We start from the raw sequence: 19851 nt of genomic DNA, 5'->3' as shown, positions 1-19851 counted from the left end.
GTGACGAATCGTGGCGGCGATACTATCGCGCGCGAGCAGACCTAGGGAGATGGATTGGCACCGCGAAAGCTCAAGATCACGGTAATCGGGACCGGCTACCTCGGCGCGACGCACGCGGCGTGCATGGCCGAGCTCGGGTTCGAGGTACTCGGCGTCGACGTCGACGAGGCCAAGGTCGCCGCGTTGCAGGAAGGCCGGGTGCCGTTCTACGAGCCCGACCTGGAGCCGCTGCTGCGCAAGCACATCGAGTCGCAGACGCTGCGCTTCACCACCTCCTACGAGGAGGCGGGGAAGTTCGGCGACGTGCACTTCCTGTGCGTCGGCACGCCGCAACGGCACGGTGAGCTGGCCGCGGACCTGACCTACATCGACGCCGCGCTGGAGTCGCTGGCCCCGCACCTGGCCAAGGACAGCCTGGTGGTCGGCAAGTCCACCGTCCCGGTGGGCACCGCGGACCGGCTGGCCCGCAAGCTGGCCGAGCTGGCCCCGTCCGGCGTCAAGGCGGAGCTGGCGTGGAACCCGGAATTCCTCCGGGAGGGTTACGCGGTGAACGACACGCTGCGGCCCGACCGGCTGGTCATCGGGGTGCGGTCGGCCGAGGCCGAACAGACGCTGCGCACCGTCTACGCCGACGCGATCGCCAACGGCACGCCGTTCATCGTGGCCGACTTCGCCACCGCCGAGCTGGTGAAGGTGGCCGCGAACGCGTTCCTGGCCACCAAGATCTCCTTCATCAACGCCATGGCCGAGGTCTGCGAGCTGGCCGGTGCCGACGTGACCGTCCTGGCCGACGCGCTCGGCCACGACGACCGGATCGGGCGCAAGTTCCTCAACGCCGGCGTCGGCTTCGGCGGCGGCTGCCTGCCCAAGGACATCCGGGCCTTCATGGCCCGCGCCGGCGAGCTGGGCGCCGATCACGCGCTGATGTTCCTGCGCGAGGTGGACGCCATCAACATGCGCCGCCGGGTGCGCACCGTCGACCTGGCCCGCGAGCTGGTCGGCGGCACGTTCATCGGCAAGCGGGTGGCGGTGCTCGGCGCGGCGTTCAAGCCCAACTCCGACGACATCCGCGACTCGCCGGCGCTGAACATCGCGGGCCAGATCCAGCTGCAGGGTGGCCACGTCACCGTGTACGACCCGAAGGCCATGGACAACGCCCGCAAGGCCTTCCCCACCCTGGGCTACGGCTCGTCGGTGATCGAGACCTGCCGCGGTGCCGACATCGTGCTGCACCTGACCGAGTGGGCGGAGTTCCGCGAGATGGACCCGCAGGCGCTCAACGAGGTCGTGGCCAACCGGGTCATCCTCGACGGCAGGAACGTCCTCGACGCCGACCGCTGGCGCGCGGCAGGATGGAAGTATCACGGTCTCGGCAGGTGATCCGTCCGGTCCTGCGCCGGCGGTGACGCTGAAGCGAATCCGGGCCGAAGCAGGCGGAAGGAGCACCGGTGCGTCGGGGCGCTGGGGTCTTCGCGGGCGTTCTGGGGAAGGTGACCGCTGCCCTCGTTGCGGCGGCGGTCCTCGGGGTCACCGGCTACGGCTGGTTCCTGCTGCGGGATTTCAACAGGCGCGTGGTGGTCGCCGACGTGCTGAGCCCGCAGGCCGACGCCGAGCGGCCGCTGGACGGCACGGTGGACATCCTGCTGGTCGGCATGGACAGCAGGACCGACGCGCGCGGGCGACCGCTGTCCGCCGAGCAGCGCAAGCTGCTACGGGTCAACGCCGGTGACGGCGAGGTCAACACCGACACGATCATCCTGGTGCACGTGCCGAGCGACACCAGCCGCGCGGTGGCGGTGTCGATCCCCCGGGATTCCTACGTGGACATCCCCGGGTTCGGCATGCACAAGATCAATTCCGCGTATCCGCGCGGCCGGAACGTGGAGCGGGAACGCCTGCTGGCCGCCGGGATGCCACCCGGCGAGGAACTGGAGCGGCGGTCGCACCAGGCGGGGGCCCGGGTCCTGCTGAAGACGGTGGAGAAGCTGACCGGCCGCACCATCGATCACTACGCGTCGGTCAACCTGCTCGGGTTCTACGAGATCACCAAGGCCATCGGCGGGATCGAGGTCTGCTTGAAGGCACCGGTGCAGGACGTCAAGTCGCATGCGGACTTCCCCGCCGGGCGGCAGGTCATCTCCGAGGGCGACGCGCTGGCGTTCGTCCGGCAACGGCACGGCCTGCCACGTGGCGATCTCGACCGCATCGTCCGGCAGCAGGTGTTCCTCACCGGGCTGGCCCGCAAGGTGTTGTCCACCGGGACGCTGACCGACCCGCAGCGGCTGAACGACCTGATGGACGCGATCACCCGCTCGGTGGTGCTCAGCAAGGGCTGGGACATCATGGCTTTCGCCCAGCGGATGAGCTCGCTGACGACCGACCGGGTGGAGTTCCGCACCATCCCGGTGGGCAGCCTGGCGTTGCCGACACCTGCCGACGGAGCGGCCGTGGAGGTCGATCCGCAGCGCGTGCGGGAATTCATCGCTTCGCTGTCCGAGGAGGAGGACGAGGAAGCCGCTGCGGCCCGTGAGCGGTCTTCGTCCGCTCCCCCGCCGCCGGGCAACTCGTCCGCTCCGCCGTCGACGACCGGCTCCGCCCCGCCGTCTGCCACCACCAGCGCTCCCCCGCCGCGGGCAGAGTCCGCCACGCCGCCGGAGGTTCCCCCGAGCACCGCGCAGCCGCCGGAAGACGGCGAGCAGACGCCGGAAGGCGGCAACCGCCCGATCACGGCCGACGAGATCCCGTGCGTCAACTAGCCTGCCCGCGCCCGCCGGTCACAGGCTGGCGATCAGCCGCTCCACCCGCTCGTCGACGTGCCGGAACGGGTCCTTGCACAGCACGGTGCGCTGGGCCTGATCGTTCAGCTTCAAGTGCACCCAGTCGACGGTGAAGTCCCGCTGGGCCGCCTGCGCCGCCGCGATGAAGTCGCCCCGGAGCTTCGCCCTGGTGGTCTGCGGCGGGGTGTCCTTGGCCAGCTCGATCTCCCCGTCGTCGGTCACCCGCTTGACCAGGCCCTTGCTCTGCAGCACGTCGAACACTCCGCGGCCGCGCCGGATGTCGTGGTAGGCCAGATCCAGCTGCGCGATGCGGGGGCTGGACAGATCCAAGTCGAACTTCTTCCGGTACCGCTCCACCAGCCGGTACTTGATCGCCCAGTCGATCTCGGTGTCGATCTTGCCGAAGTCCTGCTGTTCGACCGCGTCCAGCGTGCGTCCCCACAGCTCGACGACCTGATGGGTGGTCGGGTCGGCACCGGCCGAGTCGATGTGCGCCACCGCCCGCTCGTAGTACTCGCGCTGGATCTCCAGCGCCGACGCCTCGCGGCCGCCCGCCAGCCGCACCCGCCTGCGGCCGGTCAGGTCGTGACTGATCTCGCGGATCGCCCTGATCGGGTTGTCCAGCGTGAAGTCCTTGAACTGCACGCCTTCCTCGATCATCCGCAGCACAAGGTTGGCCGTGCCGACCTTGAGCAACGTGGTCGGCTCCGCCATGTTGGAGTCCCCGACGATCACGTGCAGCCTGCGGTAACGCTCAGCGTCGGCGTGCGGCTCGTCGCGGGTGTTGATGATCGGGCGGCTGCGCGTGGTCGCGCTCGACACGCCTTCCCAGATGTGCTCGGCCCGCTGCGACAGGCAGAACACCGCGCCGCGCGGGGTCTGCAGCACCTTGCCTGCGCCGCAGATGAGCTGGCGGGACACCAAGAAGGGCAGCAACACGTCGGCGATCCTGGAGAACTCCCCCGACCTGCCCACCAGGTAGTTCTCGTGGCAGCCGTAGGAGTTGCCCGCGGAATCGGTGTTGTTCTTGAACAGGTAGATGTCCCCGCCGATGCCCTCGTCGGCGAGCCTGCGCTCGGCGTCGACCAGCAGATCCTCCAGGATCCGCTCGCCCGCCTTGTCGTGCGTGACCAGCTGGATCAGGTCGTCGCATTCGGCGGTGGCGTACTCCGGATGCGAACCCACGTCCAGGTACAGGCGGGAACCGTTGGACAGGAAGACGTTGGACGACCGGCCCCACGAGACGACCCGGCGGAACAGATACCGGGCAACTTCGTCCGGGGACAGCCGCCGCTGACCGTGAAACGTGCACGTGACCCCGAACTCGGTCTCGATGCCAAAGATCCGACGCTGCATTTCTTCATGCTAGGCGCACTTGCCGACTTTTCGGTGCGCTGTTGGGGGGAGTCTCGGCTCCTGGGCTATGTTGCACAGCGTGAACCTCGACCTGCGACGGCGGCTCGCCCGCGTCGGAAGGGCCGACACGGCCCTCATGCGACGCAGTGCCCGGCTTCCCGCGGGGCCGGCCGACGACGCGCTCCGTGCCGTGTCCCGCGCCGCCGATCGCGGCCTGCTGTGGTTCGCCATGGCCGGCGCGTTCGCTCTACGCAAAGGCAAACTACGGCGGGCGGGGCTGCGCGGCGCCGTCGCTGTCGCGGGCGCCAGCTTCTTCGCCAATGTGATCACCAAACCGCTGTTCCCGCGCAGGCGGCCCGCCGCGGCCCTCCTCCCCGCCCGGCGGCGGTTGCGCAGGCGTCCAACCTCGTCGTCGTTCCCGTCGGGGCACAGCGCTTCCGCGGCCGCGTTCGTCACGGCCGCCGCCATGGAGTCACCACTTGCCGGCGCAGTCGCCGTTCCGCTGGCCGCAGCAGTGGCCTACTCCCGGGTGCACACCGGCGTGCACTGGCCGAGTGACGTGGCGGCCGGTGTGCTGATCGGCGGCGCGGTCGCCGCTGCAACACGGCACTGGTGGCCGCTGCACCCGTCCGAGCCCGCGCGTTCCGAGCACCCCGCCGACGCCCCGGTCATGCCGGACGGGGTGGACATGGTGGCGTTGGTGAACCCGAAGTCCGGCGACGACGGCGACGATCCCACCGCACTTACTCGCGTCGCGTGGCCGCTGGCCACATTCGTGCAGCCCGAGCAAGGACGCGACATCGTCGAACAGCTCCAGCAGCTGATCGACGAGCGCGCGGCACAGGGTCGTCCGGTACGCGCCCTGGCCGTCGCCGGAGGTGACGGCACCGTGGCCGCCGTGGCGTCGGTCGCGGCCGAGAACAAGCTCCCGCTGGTGCTGATTCCCGCGGGCACGCTGAACCACTTCGCCCGCGACGTGGGGGTGCAGTCGGTGCGCGACGCGGACGAGGCGACCGAGGCGGGCACCGCGATCGGCGTCGATCTGGGCGAAGTCACCACGTTCGGCGACGACGGCACCTCCCGGCGCTGGTTCCTCAACACCGCAGGCATCGGTGGCTACCCGGAGATGGTGCGGCTGCGCGAAGTGCTCGAGAAGCACTACCCGAAGTGGATCGCGGGCGTGATCGCGATGGTCCGCACGCTGCGCCACGCCAGCCCGATCCGGGTGCTGCTCAACGGTCAGGAACACCTGGTCTGGATGATCTTCGTCGGCAACGGCAGCTACCACCCGAAGGGGTTCGCGCCGAGCAGCCGCCCGGCCATGGACTCCGGCAAGCTGGACGTCCGCTACCTCCGCGCCGACGTGCCCTACTCGCGTGCCCGGTTCGTGCTGGCCAGCATCACCAACACGCTGGCCACCAGCCACGTCTACCGGCAGTACGACCTGCCCGAGCTGGAAGTCCGCTTGCTGGACGGCAACCGGCGGGTCGCCACCGACGGCGAGGTCGGGCCGCTCGGCAACCGGTTCGTCTTCCGCTCCCGCTCCGACGCGCTGACCGTCTACCGTTGAGCCGGCCGCCACTTCGGGTCGCGGCCGGTCAGGGCGATGGTGCGATCCAGCAACGGCGCGTCCATCGGCACCGGCACCGGTGGCGCGAAGAGCCCCGGCGTGCCGTTCTCGTCGACCGAACCATCCAACGCCACGAACACTTTGCGGAGGGTGTTCTCGTCCAGGTCGTAGTGCTGACCGGTGGCGGTGGCCAGATCCCAGCCGTGCACGACCAACTCCTGCAGCGCGACGACTCCGGCCTGCTCGGCGGGAAGGCTCACCCCGCCGACTTCGGTCTGCCCGTGCCACGCGGCCGGCTCCCGCCAGGCGGCGACCAGGGCGTCGAGCCTGCGGGCGAGCTCTTCGCGCCAGCCCTCCGGCAGCACAGCGGTGGGATCCGGGTCTTCCGACGGCGGGTCGGCCGACGCAGCCGGGTCCTTCACCGCGGCCAGCCGGAACGCCACCGCCAGCCCGAGCACATGCGCGACCAGTCCACTGACCTGGTACTTCTCGCACGGGGTCGGCGCCGCCAGCTGATCGTCGCCGATCTGCCCGACGACCGCCGCCAGACGCTGCGCCGCGGGTGCCAAGTCGAGCATTACTCGCCCTGCCCGTCGCCCGCCTGCCGGCCCTTGTCCGCCTCGCCCGCCTTGCCGGGCTCCTTCTTGTCCGCCGTGGCCTGCTTGGCGCCCTTGTCCTCGCCCTGCGCCTGCTTGTCCTGCTCCTTGGCCCCGTCCCCGTTGGCGGGCATCAGCGCGTCCAGCTCGGCGCCGGTGATCCGGCGGAAGGCGCGGCCGGGACGGTGCCGGTCGAGGATCGCCACCTCGAGCTTGCCCAGCTCGGCACCGTTGGACAGGCCCGCCTTCAGTCCCTGCACGGCCTGCGCGAACGCCTCCGCCAGCGCGGAGCCCTCGACGTAGACCTCCTTGAGTTTGCTGACCACCGGATCGGTCTGGCCGCCCATCACCAGGAACCGGGGCTCGTCCACGATCGAGCCGTCGTAGGTCAGCCGGAACAGCTGGTCCTCCTCCGGCCGGGCACCCACTTCGGCCACCGCGAGCTCGACCTCGAACGGCTTGACCTGTTCGGTGAAGATCGCACCGAGGGTCTGCGCGTAGACGTTCGCCAGCTGCCGCGCCGAGACGTCCCGCCGGTCGTAGGCGTATCCCTGCAGGTCGACGTGGCGGATACCGGCCCGGCGCAGGCTCTCGTACTCGCTGTACCTGCCCGCCGCGGCGAACCCGATCCGGTCGTAGATCTCCGAGATCTTGTGCAGCGTGGCGGACGGGTTCTCGGCGACGAACAGCAAGCCGTCCGCATACTTCAGCGCCACCACACTGCGGCCGCGAGCGATGCCTTTGCGGGCGTACTCCGAGCGGTCCCGCATCAACTGCTCGGGCGAGGCGTAAATCGGCAACGTCACTGCGTCTTACTCCGTTCTCCCCTGGTGTGCGGCATCCGCCTGCCGTGCTTCACCGACGCGCCTCGCGGGCGGACCGCCGCTCGTCCAGCACGGCCTCGGTGGCCGCCTCGATCCGTTCCTCGGGAACGTGCACCGCGCCCTCTTCGGCGGTGATGGTGACCACCTGCGGGTAGATTCTGCGCACCGTGTCCGGGCCACCCGTGGCGGCGTCGTCGTCGGCCGCGTCGTACAGCGCGGCCACCGCGGTGCGTACCGCCGCGTCGGCGTCGGCGTCCGGGTCGTAGAGCTTCTTCAGCGCGGACTTGGCGTACGGCGACCCGGATCCGATGGCGTGGAACCCGCCGCGCTCCTCGTAGCGGCCGCCGGTGACGTCGAACGAGATGATGCGCCCGGCCCTGGCCGGGTCCGCGGCGTCGGTGTCGTAGCCGACGAACATCGGCACGGCGGCCAGCCCGGCCATGGCGACGTCCAGGTTGGCGCGGACCATGGTGGCCAGCTTGTTGGCCTTGCCGTCCAGCGACAACGCCACGCCCTCGATCTTCTCGTAGTGCGCCAGCTCGACGGCGTACAGCCGGACCAGCTCCAGCGCGATGCCCGCGGTACCCGCGATGCCCACCGCGGAGTAGGCGTCCGTGATGTAGACCTTCTCCAGGTCGCGCGCCGCAATCGTGTTGCCTGCGGTCGCTCGCCGGTCCCCGGCTATGGCCACCCCGCCGGAGAACGTCAACGCAACGATGGTGGTGCCGTGGGGAGCCTGTAACGAGGTCGCATCACCCAGCTGCCTGCGCCCGGGCAGCAGATCCGGTGACTGCGCCCGAAGGAACTCGGTGAACGACGACGTGGACATGCTCAGGTAGGCCGGCGACAACGGCCCGGCTTGCGGCTGCTCCATGCGTCCTATTGTCCGCCCTTCTGCACGTACGCTCGCACGAAGTCCTCGGCGTTCTCCTCCAGGACGTCGTCGATCTCGTCCAGGATCGTGTCGACGTCCTCGCCAATCTTCTCCAGTCGCTCCTGCGTCGCGGTGGCACCCTCACCACCGGCATCGGCGCCCGGGTCCTGAACTTCCTCTTCTTCCTCGCGCTGCTTCGGGATCTGCTCCTGAGCCATTGCCCCTCCCGGTTCGCATCGGGTCCTGACGTCAGCCTACCCAGCGGTAGTCCCGGAAGGGACCATCCGAATGATCACGGTTTGCCCATCTGATCTAGCTGGTCAGCGCTTTCACCAGCTCCTCGGCCGTCTCCGCGGCGTCGAGCAGCTGCCCGACGTGCGACTTCGTCCCCCGCAGCGGTTCCAACGTCGGGATCCGCACCAGGGATTCCCGGCCGATGTCGAAGATGACCGAATCCCACGATGCGGCCGCGATCGACGCGGCGTACTTCTCCAGCGCCCTGCCGCGGAAGTAGGCGCGGGTGTCCTGCGGCGGGTTGGTCATCGCCGCCTGCACCTCGTCCTCGTCGACCAGGCGCTTCATCGATCCGCGCGCCACCAGCCGGTTGTACAGGCCCTTGTCCATCCGGACGTCGGAGTACTGCAGGTCGATCATGTGCAGCCGGGGCGATCCCCAGCTCAGCCCGTCACGCTCGCGGTAACGCTCCAGCAGCCGCAGCTTGGCCACCCAGTCCAGCCGGTCGGCGCACTCGAACGGGTCGCGGGCCAGCGCGTCGACGATCTCGCCCCACAGCCGCAGCACGTTCTGCGACTCCTCGGACGGCTCGATCTGCCCCCGCTCGGCGCACTCGACCGCACGCTCGTGGTAGGCGCGCTGGATGTCCAGACCGGTGAACCAGCGCCCGTCGGCCAGTTCCACGGTGGTCTTCAGCGTCGGGTCGTGGCTGATCTGCCGTACCGCGCGCACCGGTTCGCGCAGCCGCAGGTCCTCGAACGAGATCCCCGCCTCGATCATGTCCAGCACCAGCGCTGTGCTGCCGAGCTTGAGGTAGGTGGAGTACTCGGACAGGTTGGCGTCGCCGATGATGACGTGCAGCCGCCGGTACTTGTCCGCGTCCGCGTGCGGCTCGTCGCGGGTGTTGATGATGCCCCGCTTGAGCGTGGTCTCCAGGCCCACCTCGACCTCGATGTAGTCGGCACGCTGGGACAGCTGGTAGCCGTCCTCCTCGCTCTGCTGGCCGATGCCGACCCGGCCGGAACCGGTGATCACCTGGCGGGAGACGAAGAACGGGGTCAGCCCGCTGATCACCGCGGTGAACGGTGTGGCCCGCGCCATCAGGTAGTTCTCGTGCGAGCCGTAGCTGGCGCCCTTGCCGTCGACGTTGTTCTTGTACAGCTGCAACCGCGGCTGGCCGGGCACGGTGGCGGCCTTGATCGACGCGGTCTCCATCACCCGCTCGCCCGCCTTGTCCCAGATCACCGCGTCGCGGGGGTTGGTGACCTCGGGCGTGGAGTACTCCGGGTGAGCGTGGTCGACGTACAGCCGCGCGCCGTTGGTGAGGATGACGTTCGCCGCACCCAGATCGTCCACGTCGGGCTCCTGGGGCTGCTGGTTGGGGGCGGTGAGGTCGAAGCCGCGCGCGTCCCGCAGCGGGGACTCGACCTCGTAGTCCCATCGGGCCCGGCGCGAGCGCGGGATGTCCACCGCGGCGGCGTAGGCCAGCACGATCTGTGTCGACGTCAGTACCGGGTTGGCGGTGGCATCCCCCGGAACGGCGATGCCGTACTCCACCTCAGTTCCCATGATCCGGCGCATGCCTCCACCCTACGGGTTGACAGCTCGTGGGACACATAGCGGCGCTCCGGGGCGGACAAGGCATGCTGTGCTTCGACACGATTGCCGCCCCCTGCCCGCATCGACTGGGAGACCCGTTGACGTCCGACGAAGTTGCGACCGCCTCCGGCCGAGTCCGCGCACCGAAGTACTGGGGGGTCAAGCAGCGCCTGCTGCGCATGCTCGACACGTTGCCGCCCGGTACCGCCATCCCGACGGAACGCAGCTTGGCCATGGAGTTCGGGGCCTCCCGCACCACCGTCCGCCAGGCGCTGGCCGACCTCACGGTGGAGGGCCGGGTGCGCAGGGTGCAGGGCAGCGGCACGTTCGTCGCCGAGCCCAAGGTGGCGCAGCCCCTGCAGCTGTCCTCCTACACCGAGGACATGCAGGCGCAGGGGAAGACGCCGTCGTCCCGGCTGCTCGCCATCGACGACATCCCGGCGGACACCGAGCTGGCCGAACGGCTGGGCATGCGACGGGGTGAGACCGTGCTGCGGGTCCGCAGGCTGCGGCTGGCCGACGACGAACCGATGGCGGTGGAGATCACGCACCTGGCCAACTTCCGGTACCCGGGACTGCGCCGGTACTTGCGGGCGGGCAAGTCGCTCTACCAGACGCTGCGCGACCGCTACCAGGTCGAGCTCGGGCACGCCGAGGAGACGATCGAGACCGCCCTGGCCGGACCGGACGAGGCGCACGCGCTCGGCGCCGACATCGGCATGCCGATGCTGCTGTTGTCCCGGCACTCGTTCGACACCCACGGCACCCCCGTGGAGTGGGTGCGCTCGGTGTATCGCGGTGACCGGTACAAGTTCGTCGCCACGTTGAACCGGCCACCGCGCTGACGGCCGCACGCCGACGCAAGGGCGTGGCATCGCGTCACGGCGGTCTGGGCGAGCCATTGGGCCGTCCACCGGGCTCCCGCACGCTGCTGTCCGTCGAACCGATTCGCACGGCACGTCCAGCCGATCGCCCAAGTCCGTCGGCACCCCATCACGCAGAGTGCTCGAACGTCTGCGTGAGGCCGCGTCGCCCAGCGCCCTCCGGCTCCGGCTCGTCGCCACTCGGATTGCCCGTACGGACCACTTGGATCAGGTCGGAAGTACCGACCTTTCCCGCTGCACCGGCGTTTCGCCTGGTCACGGTCCTTGACACAGAACTTTAGCGAGAAGTTTTCACGTTTGATCTGGACCATCGCGAAAACTGGAAGTATTGTTACCTAATACGTTGTGAATCAGGTCACACAGCGTGAGCAGCGTCGGGCCCGTGCTGCGCTTTCCGATCCACACACCCCTGCTATCGGAAGGAACCGGGATGTCCAGAAAGCGATGGCGGCTGCTCGCACTCGCGGCCGCTGGGCTCACCACGGCGGGCATGCTCGCCGGGCCGGTCAGCGCATCGGAGAACGAGGGCACCGCGTCGGCGCCGTCCGCATCGGCGGCGGGCGTCCGGCTGGGGTATTTCGTCAACTGGGGCGTCTACCAGCGCAACTACCACGTCAAGAACATCCACACCAGCGGGTCGGCGGAGAAGCTGACGCACATCAACTACGCGTTCGGCAACGTCACCAACGGCCAGTGCCAGATCGGTGACGCCTACGCCGACTACGACAAGTTCTACGACGCCGCGTCCAGCGTGGACGGCCAGCCGGACACCTGGGACCAAGGCGCCCTGCGGGGCAACTTCAACCAGCTGCGCAAGCTGAAGCAGATGTACCCGCACCTGAAGATCCTCTACTCGTTCGGCGGCTGGACCTGGTCCAGCGGGTTCGGCGAGGCCGCGAAGAACCCCGAGGCCTTCGCCGAGTCCTGCTACCGGCTGGTCGAGGACCCGCGATGGGCCGACGTGTTCGACGGCATCGACATCGACTGGGAGTACCCGAACGCCTGCGGGGACACCTGCGACGACAGCGGCCCGGAAGCGTTCGCCAACCTGATGCGGGCGCTGCGCAACAGGTTCGGTCCGGACAACCTGGTCACCGCGGCCATCACCGCCGACGCGTCCCCGGGAGGCAAGATCGACGCCGCCGATTACGCCGCCGCGGCACAGTACGTCGACTGGTACAACGTGATGACGTACGACTTCTTCGGCGCATGGGAGGCACAGGGGCCGACGGCTCCCCACTCACCGCTGACCAGCTACGACGGCATTCCGACCCAGGGCTTCAACTCGGACGCGGCGATCCAGAAGCTCAAGGGCAAGGGCATCCCGGCGGACAAGCTGCTGCTCGGCATCGGCTTCTACGGCCGCGGCTGGACCGGCGTGTCCCAGTCCGCTCCCGGCGGTTCCGCCTCCGGCCCCGCTCCGGGCACCTACGAGCAGGGCATCGAGGACTACAAGGTGCTCAAGACCAAGTGCCCGCCGACCGGGCAGGTGGCCGGAACCGCGTACGCGCACTGCGGCCAGGAGTGGTGGAGCTACGACACGCCGCAGACCATCGCGGGCAAGATGGATTACGTCCGCGACCAGGGCCTGGGCGGAGCGTTCTTCTGGGAACTCAGCGGCGACACCGCCAACGGTGAGCTGATCGCCGCACTGGCCGGTGGTCTTCCGGGGAACCCCGGCAACGGGGACGACGATGACGATGACGACGGCGACGGCGGTGACGGCGACAACGGTGGCGGAGACGACGGCGACGGGACCGTCCAGGCATGGCAGCCAGGGACGACCTACAAGGCCGGCGACAAGGTCACCTACGACGGTGTCACCTACGTCTGCCTGCAGGGTCACACGGCGCTGACCGGCTGGGAGCCGCCGAACGTTCCGGCACTGTGGCAGCGCGCATGACGATCTGATTCCTGTCCGAATTCCGGTGTGCCGACACCGCCCGCCGGCTCGCGACCACGCGGGCCGGCGGGCGGTTCGCCATGTACGAGGCAGAGAGCTCACCGCGGTGGCGGGGCGACGTGCCTCCATGGCGGGGCGCAAGCGCAGAGGTAGGCGCCCGGGCTGGAGTCTCTTCGGCGCACGTGGCGGATACCGGTGCAGGCTGGGTGGCTCGGATCCCGCTGGTCACTCTCCCGTCCGACAGCAACCGTGGCGCGCATCCCGCCGCTCCCCGCCGTGCGACCGCTCTCAACCCGCCGGTCACTCTCCCCCTCGGACGGCAGGTGCGGCTCGAACCTCAGCGGTCACCGCCCCGTGAACAGCAGCTGTGGCTCGCGTCCCACTGCTCCCCTGCCCTTCGGTGGCAGCCGTGGCTCGAACTTGCCTTTCCCCCGCTCAGCGGCGGTAGCCCTGGCTTGAACACTCCGCCGCCCCTTGGACGAGGCCTGTGGACGCGCATCGCGCCTGCCATCGAGCACAGGCCGACCGAAACCCGGTAGCGCCGAGACACGACCGGGCTCCCACGCTCGGGCACCTGGGGCACGGCGGCCGCCTTGACGGGCAAGGGAACCGACCGGGAGCCCGTACGACCCGAAACCGCCCCAGTCACGCGGTCGAACGGCAGCACGACGCCGTCCGTCCGGCGGACGAGCAAACCCGTGTCAGGCCGCGGCCGCTTCCCGCATCCCACCGTGCCGACCTGCGCCAGCCGCGGCAGGAAGAAGGCGCCCGGCCGCGGTCCGAACCGCGTGCCGGGCGCCCTCCGACCTTCCGACAACACTGCTCGTGGGGGCGTGCCCCGCGCCGAGCGTCACAAGTACTGGCCGGTGTTGGTGGCCGTGTCGATGGCCCTGCCGGCGTCCTGGTTCTTGCCCGACACCAACGTCCGGATGTAGACGATGCGCTCGCCCTTCTTGCCGGAGATGCGCGCCCAGTCGTCCGGGTTGGTGGTGTTGGGCAGGTCCTCGTTCTCCGCGAACTCGTCCACGATGGCGTCCAGCAGGTGCTGCACCCGCAGGCCGGGCTGGTTGGTCTCCAGCACCGACTTGATGGCCGCCTTCTTCGACCGGTCCACGATGTTCTGAATCATGGCACCGGAGTTGAAGTCGCGGAAGTACAGCACTTCCTTGTCGCCGTTGGCGTAGGTGACCTCCAGGAAGCGGTTCTCCTCCGTCTCGGCGTACATCCGCTCCACGGTGTGCTGGATCATCGCGTCCAGGCACGCCTGCTCGTCGCCGCCGAACTCGGCCAGGTCGTCGGCGTGGATCGGCAGGCCGGTCTTGAGGTACTTGGAGAAGATGTCCTTGGCGCCTTCCGCGTCCGGCCGCTCGATCTTGATCTTCACGTCGAGCCTGCCGGGCCGCAGGATCGCCGGGTCGATCATGTCCTCGCGGTTGGACGCCCCGATGACGATGACGTTCTCCAGCCCCTCGACACCGTCGATCTCCGACAGCAGCTGCGGCACGATCGTGGTCTCCACGTCCGAGGACACCCCGCTGCCGCGGGTACGGAAGATCGAGTCCATCTCGTCGAAGAACACGATCACCGGCGTGCCGTCGGACGCCTTCTCCCGCGCCCGCTGGAAGATCATCCGGATGTGCCGTTCGGTCTCGCCGACGAACTTGTTCAGCAGCTCCGGGCCCTTGATGTTGAGGAAGTAGGACTTCGCCTCCTTCGGGTTGCCGCCCTTGCCCGCGGCTACCTGCTTGGCCAGCGAGTTCGCCACCGCCTTGGCGATGAGCGTCTTGCCGCAGCCGGGCGGGCCGTACAGCAGCACGCCCTTCGGCGGGCGCAGCTGGTACTCGCGGTACAGGTCGGCGTGCAGGAACGGCAGCTCGACCGCGTCGCGGATCTGCTCGATCTGCTTCTGCAGGCCGCCGATGTCCTCGTAGCTGACGTCCGGCACCTCTTCCAGCACCAGGTCCTCGACCTCGGACTTGGGCACCCGCTCGTAGGCGTACCCGGCCTTGAGGTCGACCAGCAGCGAGTCACCCGGCCTGAGCTTGGTCTCCGAGTCGACCAGCGGATCGGCCAGCCAGACCACCCGCTCCTCGTCGGCATGGCCGACCACCAGGGCACGCTCCGCCTCGCCGTCGGCGGCTGCGGGCAGCAGCTCGCGCAGCGTGCACACCTCGCCGGTGCGCTCGAAGTCGCCCGCCTCCACCACCGTCAGCGCTTCGTTCAGCCGCAGCGTCTGGCCGCGCTTGAGCTGTTCGACGTCGATCGTGGGCGACACCGCCACGCGCATCCGCCTGCCCGAGGTGAACACGTCCACGGTGCCGTCGTCGAATGCCCGCAAGAACGTGCCGTAGCTGCTCGGCGGCTGGGCAAGCCGGTCCACTTCCTCGCGCAACGCGATCAGTTGGCTGCGGGCGTCCCGCAACGTCTCCACCAGCTTGGCGTTGCGCTCGGTCAGCTGGGCGATCCGCTCCGACGCCTCGGCCAGTCGCTGTTCCAGGACCCGGTCGGAGTCCGGCGCCGACGCCGCCCTGCGGCGCAGCCTGGACGCTTCCTCCTGCAGGTACCTGACCTCGCGGGCCTGCTCGCCGCTGAGCGCACCGTCGGTCTCCCCGGCCGCCGCCGGTGTGTCGCCGGCCGTCTCCGCGTGTTCCGTCAGGCCGCCGTCCTCCTCGTGCCGGCCCCCTGGGCGCTCGTTGTGCATGCGGCACCTCCTTGCGTTCTCGATTACCACGGTACCGACGAGCGGCGACATGCAAAGGGGTTCCATGAGAAGGAATCGGCCCGGCGAGTCGCAAATGTGATCATCGGCTGACCCGCAATCCTCCGTTGCGGTAGAGCCGACGACACCTCACGGCTACCGACCGTTCACGCACCGGCAATGTCCGCGCCGGAACCATGGAACGGTCCGATCGATCATTGGTCCGAACCGGTGCGGCTGGTGCCTTTCCGGCCACCCGCGGTGGCCGCACGCGCCGATTTCACTGCATTCGGACACCGGCTGGATAACATTCGGTAACGCTTGTTGGAGGCGGTTGGCGACGCAGGGAGGAAGGTTCCCACTGGGGTCGGACAGACAGACAAGGGGCGCCATGTCTTACCCACCACACCCGGCAGACCCGTACCGGCAGCAACCGTACGGCGGCGGGTTCGACGTCCAGCATGGTGGACCGTACGACGGGCACGCCGGTCCGTATGGGCCGGCTTTCGCGCAGCAGCCCGCCCAGCCGTACGAACAGCAGCCTCACCGTGCACAGCCGCACTACGGGCCCTACGGTCATCCTTGCCCGCCCACCGGCAGCGGCAACCGGCCGGATGATCCCTACGCCCCGTACGGCCCCGGCCAGATCGGCGACGAGTACCCGGAGGACGAGCCGCCGCGCAATGGTCGCCTGATCGGCATCACCGCGGGCGCAGTCGCCGTGGTGGCCGGCGTCGTGCTGTTCACCGGGTTCGTGGCGCCGGGATTCTTCCTCGGCGACGAGCCCGGCACCGGCCAGGCTCAGTCCGGCCAGCAGCAGGACGGCCAGGCGGGCGGCGCAGGCACCGGCCCGACGCTGCAGGGCGGCCAGGGGCCGGCGCATCCGCTGGACGGCGGCCCCGCGACGGACATCGTCAGGGTCAAGCAGATCGCCACCACGGTGATCGAGGGCCTGAACACCAAGAACTCCGCGAAAGTCAAGACGGTGTCGTGCAATCCGGAGAACGAGCGGCAGTCCGACTACGACTCGTTCCCGGACGGCATCCGGTGGAGCATCGCCGGTGACGCCACGATCAACGGCCAGCGCGCGACCATTCCGGTCAAGGTGTCCGGCCCGGCCGGGGAACGCACCAGCACGCTGAACTTCCGCAAGGAAGGCGACGGCTGGTGCGCCTCGTCCATCGGCTGAGGCGGACGATTGCGCCTGGCAGGTGGCCGGGTTCCGCCGCCGCATGCCCTGGTGCGACGACGCCGTCCGAAACCCGACGGTTCCCGCCCGGATCCATCCCGGCCCCGGAAACGTCGTAGAGTGCACAGACGCTTGTGATCACGGACAGCGCGTCGCGTGATCGACCGACAGGTCGGCACGTCTTCGCCTCGTCTCATCCGGCCGGACCGACTGCCGGCTGGTGCGATCGCTGTGCGGTGCCGGCGGGGTATCCCCGACGCGCCGGGATGTGCACCACGACACAACGCAGGAGGGGTCACCATGAGCTACCCGCCGCAGGGGCCGTACGGCCAGCCGCAGGGCTGGCCGCCGCAACAGCCGGGCCACCCGCCGCAGCCGCCGTACCCGCAGGGCGCCTATCCGATCCCCGGCCAGCCGGGCGGCGAACCGCCGAAGAAGAAGAACGTCGGCGCGATCGTCGGGGTGGTCGTCGCGGTGGTGGTGATCCTCGCCGCGGTCGGGATCACCGGATTCTGGAAGCCGGGGTTCTTCCTCTCCGACGACGACGGCAAGGACGGCGACGACAACGTCGCGGCGCCGGCCACGACCGCCTCCGGCTCCAGCGGCCAGGTGCCCCCGAAGCCCGACATCAAGACCCCGGGAGGGCTGCCCGGGGGTGACGTGCCGGGCGGCGACGTGCCTCCCGGTGGTGACGTGCCCCCGGCGGGCGGCGGGGCGGAGTCGGCCGCCGTGATGTCGGTGGCGCAGACCTTCGTCTCCGCGTTCAACGCCAAGGACAAGGACCGCCTGGTCACGACCCTCTGTTCCGACGCCGGTGAACTCCACAACGTCGACTTCAGCAAGGCGCCGGACATCACCATGACCATCACCGGAGACCCGGAAATCACCGGCACGACCGCCAAGGTCCCGGTCGACATCGTCAACAAGGGCACCAGCCTCGACGGCAAGATGCCGCTGCGCAAGGAAAGCAGCGGCTGGTGCGTGACGAAGTAACGCCCGCAGGCCCCCGGACGCACGAAGTAGCGGCCGCAGGCCCCGGACGCCGACGGCTCCGGGGCCTGCGCCTTCTCCGGTGGAACCTCCGCGACCGTGCGCGGCTACCGGCTGGCTGACGGGCACCCGGCCGCGCGCGGGCTACCGGCTGGCCGACGGGCGCCGGTGTACCGGCGGCGGCGTCACCCCGTCGGCCAGCCGCCGTGCGGTGAGCAGGAAAGCGGTGTGCGCCTGCATCTTGTGCTCCGGCCGCACCGCGAGACCGACCACGTGCCAGGGCCGCTGCAGCGTCTCCCACGCCTGCGGCTCGGTCCAGCACTGCTGTTCCCGCAGCGCCTCGGTGATCCGGGACAGCTGTGTCACCGTGGCCACGTACACCACCAGAACACCGCCGGGAACGAGGTTCTCGGCCACGGTCGGCAGCACGTCCCACGGGGCCAGCATGTCGAGAATGACACGGTCCACGTCACCGCTGTGTGTGCTGACGTCGGCGACATGCAAAGTCCAGTTCTCCGGCATCTCGCCGAAGAACCGCGCCACGTTCCGTTCGGCGTGCTTGGCGTGGTCGTCGCGCACCTCGTAGGAAATGACCTCGCCGTCGCGGCCGACCGCGCGCAGCAGCGAGCAGGTCAGGGCACCGGATCCGGCTCCGGCTTCCAGCACGCGCGCTCCCGGGAAGATGTCGCCCCACATGACGATCTGCGCCGCGTCCTTGGGGTAGATCACCTGCGCGCCACGCGGCATCGACAGCACGTAGTCGGCCAGCAGCGGTCGCAACGCCAGAAACGCCGTGCCACCGCTGGACGTGACCACTGACCCCTCCGGCAGGCCGATCAGGTCGTCGTGCGCGATCACGCCGTGGTGAGTGTGGAAGGCGTCCCCCTTGTTCAGCACGACCGTGTACTTGCGCCCCTTGGGATCGGTCAGCTGCACTCTGTCGCCGGGGTGGAAGCACCCGCGAGCCGCGTCCTCGTTCATCGCCGCAGCAGCCTACTTAGCCCGGCGTCAGGCGCCCCGATCGGCCAGCATGGCGGCACGCACGTCCTCGCGCCGGAGGACGCCCACCGGCCTGCCGTCGTCGTCCACCACCAGGAACTGCACCGCCGGGGTCTCGCGCACCCGTGCGGCGATCTCGTCACCCGGCTCGGAGACGAGCAGCACCGATTCCGGGCGGACCGGCTCGGCCGCCAGCTCGGCGGGTGCGTTCGGCGTCTCCTCGGCCAGCCTGCGTGCGGCCGAGCCGTCGAGCAGGCCGGCGGCCACCCCGTCGGCCCGGACCAGCACCACGCCTCGTCCGGCCGACGCTTCCCACGCGGCCGACACCGGGCTTTCCGCGGGCAGCTGCAGCACCGGACGCATCACCTTGCGCACGTCCAGCTCGGCCGGCCACTGCCGCCGCTGCTGCTCGCCGACGAGCTCGGCATGCGCCCCGGTGACCACGAACCAGCCGGTGATCACGCTCACCGCGAGGCGCAGCCACCGGTCCTGGCTGCCCTCCATCAGCCCCCAGACCGCCCAGCCGGCCAGCACCACGGTGACCAGCCACCCGCCCACGACGGCCGCCCTGGTTCCGATGGCACGGCGCCCGGTCAGCGCCCACACCCCGGCACGCAGCATCCGTCCGCCGTCCAGCGGCAGCCCGGGCAGCACGTTGAACACCGCGACGGCCAGGTTGGCCACCGCGCATTGCGCCACCAGCAGCCAGCTCGCCCCCGGCGGCACCACGAGCAGCAACAGCCCGAACCCGCCCGCCAGGATCAGCGAGACCACCGGGCCGGCCGCCGCGACCAGGCCTTCCTCCCTCGGCTTGCGCGGCGTGCGCACCACCTCGGACAAACCACCGAGCAGATACAGCTTCAGGCGGCGAACCGGCATGCCGAGCCGGACCGCCACCAGGGTGTGCCCCAGCTCGTGGGCCAGTACCGACACCCCGAGCAGCACCGCGAACGAGGCAGCCAGGGCCAGGGACAGCCCCGCACCGGCACCGGGCAGCAGGCGCTCGACCAGCGGCGCATACAGCAGGACGACCACCAGCGAGCCCACCCACCAGGACGGCGCCAGGAACACCGGCACGCCGGTGACCGAGAACAACCGCAGCCCTTCGCCGGGTTCGGCGGGCACAGCCGGCCGCACGCCGTAGGGCGTGCCGGGTGGTGTCCGCTGCGGTGCCATGTTCCGAGCTTAGATCGCTCGGTGTGGGGCCGGGGTGAACGCGCGAACCCGGCGAATTCCCCACCGCTCGGCCCGTCGGTCACGCCCGGCCGGCCCGGGCGAATTCCCACCGCTCGGCCCGCCCGCCACGCCCGGCCGGTCCCCAGCAGGCTCCGGTCGCTCCCGCCACGAGCCGGCAACGG

16 protein-coding genes and 1 pseudogene are annotated in these 19851 nt (G+C 69.9%); 8 read left to right on the top strand and 9 right to left on the bottom strand.

The genetic code is table 11. From position 1 onward, the window contains the following. Positions 1-54: 54 nt before the first annotated feature. Positions 55-1380 carry a UDP-glucose dehydrogenase family protein gene (locus CXP56_RS15670; RefSeq protein ID WP_028846052.1) on the top strand — a complete coding sequence of 442 codons (1326 nt, stop codon included), beginning with the start codon at positions 55-57 and terminating at the stop codon, positions 1378-1380. A 68-nt stretch (positions 1381-1448) separates the two neighbouring features. After that, positions 1449-2756: an LCP family protein gene (locus CXP56_RS15665; RefSeq protein WP_286901701.1), complete on the top strand. Its 1308-nt coding sequence runs from the start codon at positions 1449-1451 to the stop codon at positions 2754-2756. A gap of 18 nt (positions 2757-2774) precedes the next feature. Here CXP56_RS15665 and pafA read toward each other — a convergent pair whose 3' ends face one another. Next, positions 2775-4133 carry a Pup--protein ligase gene (gene pafA, locus CXP56_RS15660; protein WP_028846053.1) on the bottom strand — a complete coding sequence of 453 codons (1359 nt, stop codon included), beginning with the start codon at positions 4131-4133 and terminating at the stop codon, positions 2775-2777. A 136-nt stretch (positions 4134-4269) separates the two neighbouring features. On the opposite strand from pafA, the gene CXP56_RS15655 reads away from it, so the two are divergent. After that, complete coding sequence (locus CXP56_RS15655; RefSeq protein ID WP_245566508.1) at positions 4270-5703, top strand: bifunctional phosphatase PAP2/diacylglycerol kinase family protein; 1434 nt, start codon at positions 4270-4272, stop codon at positions 5701-5703. On the opposite strand, the gene CXP56_RS15650 is transcribed toward CXP56_RS15655, so the two are convergent. From CXP56_RS15650 to dop, 5 genes are all read right to left on the bottom strand, one after another. Beyond that, positions 5694-6281: a TIGR03086 family metal-binding protein gene (locus CXP56_RS15650; RefSeq protein WP_028846055.1), complete on the bottom strand. Its 588-nt coding sequence runs from the start codon at positions 6279-6281 to the stop codon at positions 5694-5696. The genes CXP56_RS15655 and CXP56_RS15650 overlap by 10 nt on opposite strands. Beyond that, positions 6281-7105, bottom strand: coding sequence for a proteasome subunit alpha (prcA, locus tag CXP56_RS15645; RefSeq protein WP_051309441.1), 825 nt, complete (start codon positions 7103-7105; stop codon positions 6281-6283). The genes CXP56_RS15650 and prcA overlap by 1 nt, the downstream gene beginning before the upstream one ends. Positions 7106-7154: 49 nt before the next feature. Beyond that, positions 7155-7997 (bottom strand): proteasome subunit beta, encoded by an 843-nt coding sequence (gene prcB, locus CXP56_RS15640; protein ID WP_028846056.1) that lies wholly within the window; start codon positions 7995-7997, stop codon positions 7155-7157. Between the two features lie 5 nt (positions 7998-8002). Continuing rightward, on the bottom strand, positions 8003-8215 hold the full coding sequence (locus CXP56_RS15635; RefSeq protein ID WP_028846057.1) for a ubiquitin-like protein Pup: 213 nt from the start codon (positions 8213-8215) through the stop codon (positions 8003-8005). A gap of 94 nt (positions 8216-8309) precedes the next feature. Continuing rightward, positions 8310-9812 carry a depupylase/deamidase Dop gene (gene dop / locus CXP56_RS15630; RefSeq protein WP_286901694.1) on the bottom strand — a complete coding sequence of 501 codons (1503 nt, stop codon included), beginning with the start codon at positions 9810-9812 and terminating at the stop codon, positions 8310-8312. A gap of 116 nt (positions 9813-9928) precedes the next feature. Here dop and CXP56_RS15625 point away from each other — a divergent pair, with 116 nt between their 5' ends. The 3 genes and pseudogenes from CXP56_RS15625 (at position 9929) to CXP56_RS19090 (ending at position 12617) form a co-directional block, all read left to right on the top strand. Beyond that, complete coding sequence (locus CXP56_RS15625; RefSeq protein WP_038044212.1) at positions 9929-10675, top strand: GntR family transcriptional regulator; 747 nt, start codon at positions 9929-9931, stop codon at positions 10673-10675. Between the two features lie 469 nt (positions 10676-11144). Then, positions 11145-12371 (top strand): annotated as a pseudogene (locus tag CXP56_RS15620) (glycoside hydrolase family 18 protein); the annotation flags it as partial. Next, the gene (locus CXP56_RS19090; RefSeq protein ID WP_353744568.1) at positions 12354-12617 is read left to right on the top strand and encodes a carbohydrate-binding protein; all 264 of its coding nucleotides are present in this window, start codon (positions 12354-12356) and stop codon (positions 12615-12617) included. The pseudogene CXP56_RS15620 and the gene CXP56_RS19090, both read left to right, overlap by 18 nt. An 850-nt stretch (positions 12618-13467) precedes the next feature. On the opposite strand, the gene arc is transcribed toward CXP56_RS19090, so the two are convergent. Then, the gene (gene arc / locus CXP56_RS15615; protein ID WP_028846060.1) at positions 13468-15318 is read right to left on the bottom strand and encodes a proteasome ATPase; all 1851 of its coding nucleotides are present in this window, start codon (positions 15316-15318) and stop codon (positions 13468-13470) included. A 388-nt stretch (positions 15319-15706) separates the two neighbouring features. Between arc and CXP56_RS15610 the strand changes: the two genes are divergently transcribed. Together CXP56_RS15610 and CXP56_RS15605 are read left to right on the top strand one after the other, a co-directional pair. Continuing rightward, entirely contained in the window at positions 15707-16504 is a 798-nt protein-coding gene (locus tag CXP56_RS15610) for a hypothetical protein (RefSeq protein ID WP_028846061.1), read from the top strand. Positions 16505-16804: 300 nt separating this feature from the next. Continuing rightward, entirely contained in the window at positions 16805-17497 is a 693-nt protein-coding gene (locus CXP56_RS15605) for a hypothetical protein (RefSeq protein ID WP_286901690.1), read from the top strand. Positions 17498-17638: 141 nt separating this feature from the next. Here CXP56_RS15605 and CXP56_RS15600 read toward each other — a convergent pair whose 3' ends face one another. Then, positions 17639-18475, bottom strand: coding sequence for a tRNA (adenine-N1)-methyltransferase (locus CXP56_RS15600; protein ID WP_028846063.1), 837 nt, complete (start codon positions 18473-18475; stop codon positions 17639-17641). Positions 18476-18502: 27 nt separating this feature from the next. After that, the gene (locus CXP56_RS15595) at positions 18503-19669 is read right to left on the bottom strand and encodes a site-2 protease family protein (RefSeq protein ID WP_425426096.1); all 1167 of its coding nucleotides are present in this window, start codon (positions 19667-19669) and stop codon (positions 18503-18505) included. Positions 19670-19851 lie beyond the last annotated feature (182 nt).

Origin of the sequence: Thermocrispum sp. (assembly GCF_002919275.1) — a bacterium.
GTDB classification, from domain to species: domain Bacteria; phylum Actinomycetota; class Actinomycetes; order Mycobacteriales; family Pseudonocardiaceae; genus Thermocrispum; species Thermocrispum agreste.
The sequence above is the reverse complement of the archived record's forward strand: the minus strand, read 5'-3'. Positions and strand labels throughout refer to the sequence as shown.

Bases quoted from the DNA above. Each gene is read 5' to 3' on its own strand.
- pafA (WP_028846053.1), bottom strand. From the start codon at position 4,133: ATGCAGCGTCGGATCTTTGGCATCGAGACCGAGTTCGGGGTCACGTGC.
- CXP56_RS15655 (WP_245566508.1), top strand. From the start codon at position 4,270: ATGCGACGCAGTGCCCGGCTTCCCGCGGGGCCGGCCGACGACGCGCTC.
- CXP56_RS15650 (WP_028846055.1), bottom strand. From the start codon at position 6,281: ATGCTCGACTTGGCACCCGCGGCGCAGCGTCTGGCGGCGGTCGTCGGG.
- prcB (WP_028846056.1), bottom strand. From the start codon at position 7,997: ATGGAGCAGCCGCAAGCCGGGCCGTTGTCGCCGGCCTACCTGAGCATG.
- CXP56_RS15635 (WP_028846057.1), bottom strand. From the start codon at position 8,215: ATGGCTCAGGAGCAGATCCCGAAGCAGCGCGAGGAAGAAGAGGAAGTT.
- dop (WP_286901694.1), bottom strand. From the start codon at position 9,812: ATGCGCCGGATCATGGGAACTGAGGTGGAGTACGGCATCGCCGTTCCG.
- arc (WP_028846060.1), bottom strand. From the start codon at position 15,318: ATGCACAACGAGCGCCCAGGGGGCCGGCACGAGGAGGACGGCGGCCTG.
- CXP56_RS15610 (WP_028846061.1), top strand. From the start codon at position 15,707: ATGTCTTACCCACCACACCCGGCAGACCCGTACCGGCAGCAACCGTAC.
- CXP56_RS15605 (WP_286901690.1), top strand. From the start codon at position 16,805: ATGAGCTACCCGCCGCAGGGGCCGTACGGCCAGCCGCAGGGCTGGCCG.
- CXP56_RS15600 (WP_028846063.1), bottom strand. From the start codon at position 18,475: ATGAACGAGGACGCGGCTCGCGGGTGCTTCCACCCCGGCGACAGAGTG.
- CXP56_RS15595 (WP_425426096.1), bottom strand. From the start codon at position 19,669: ATGGCACCGCAGCGGACACCACCCGGCACGCCCTACGGCGTGCGGCCG.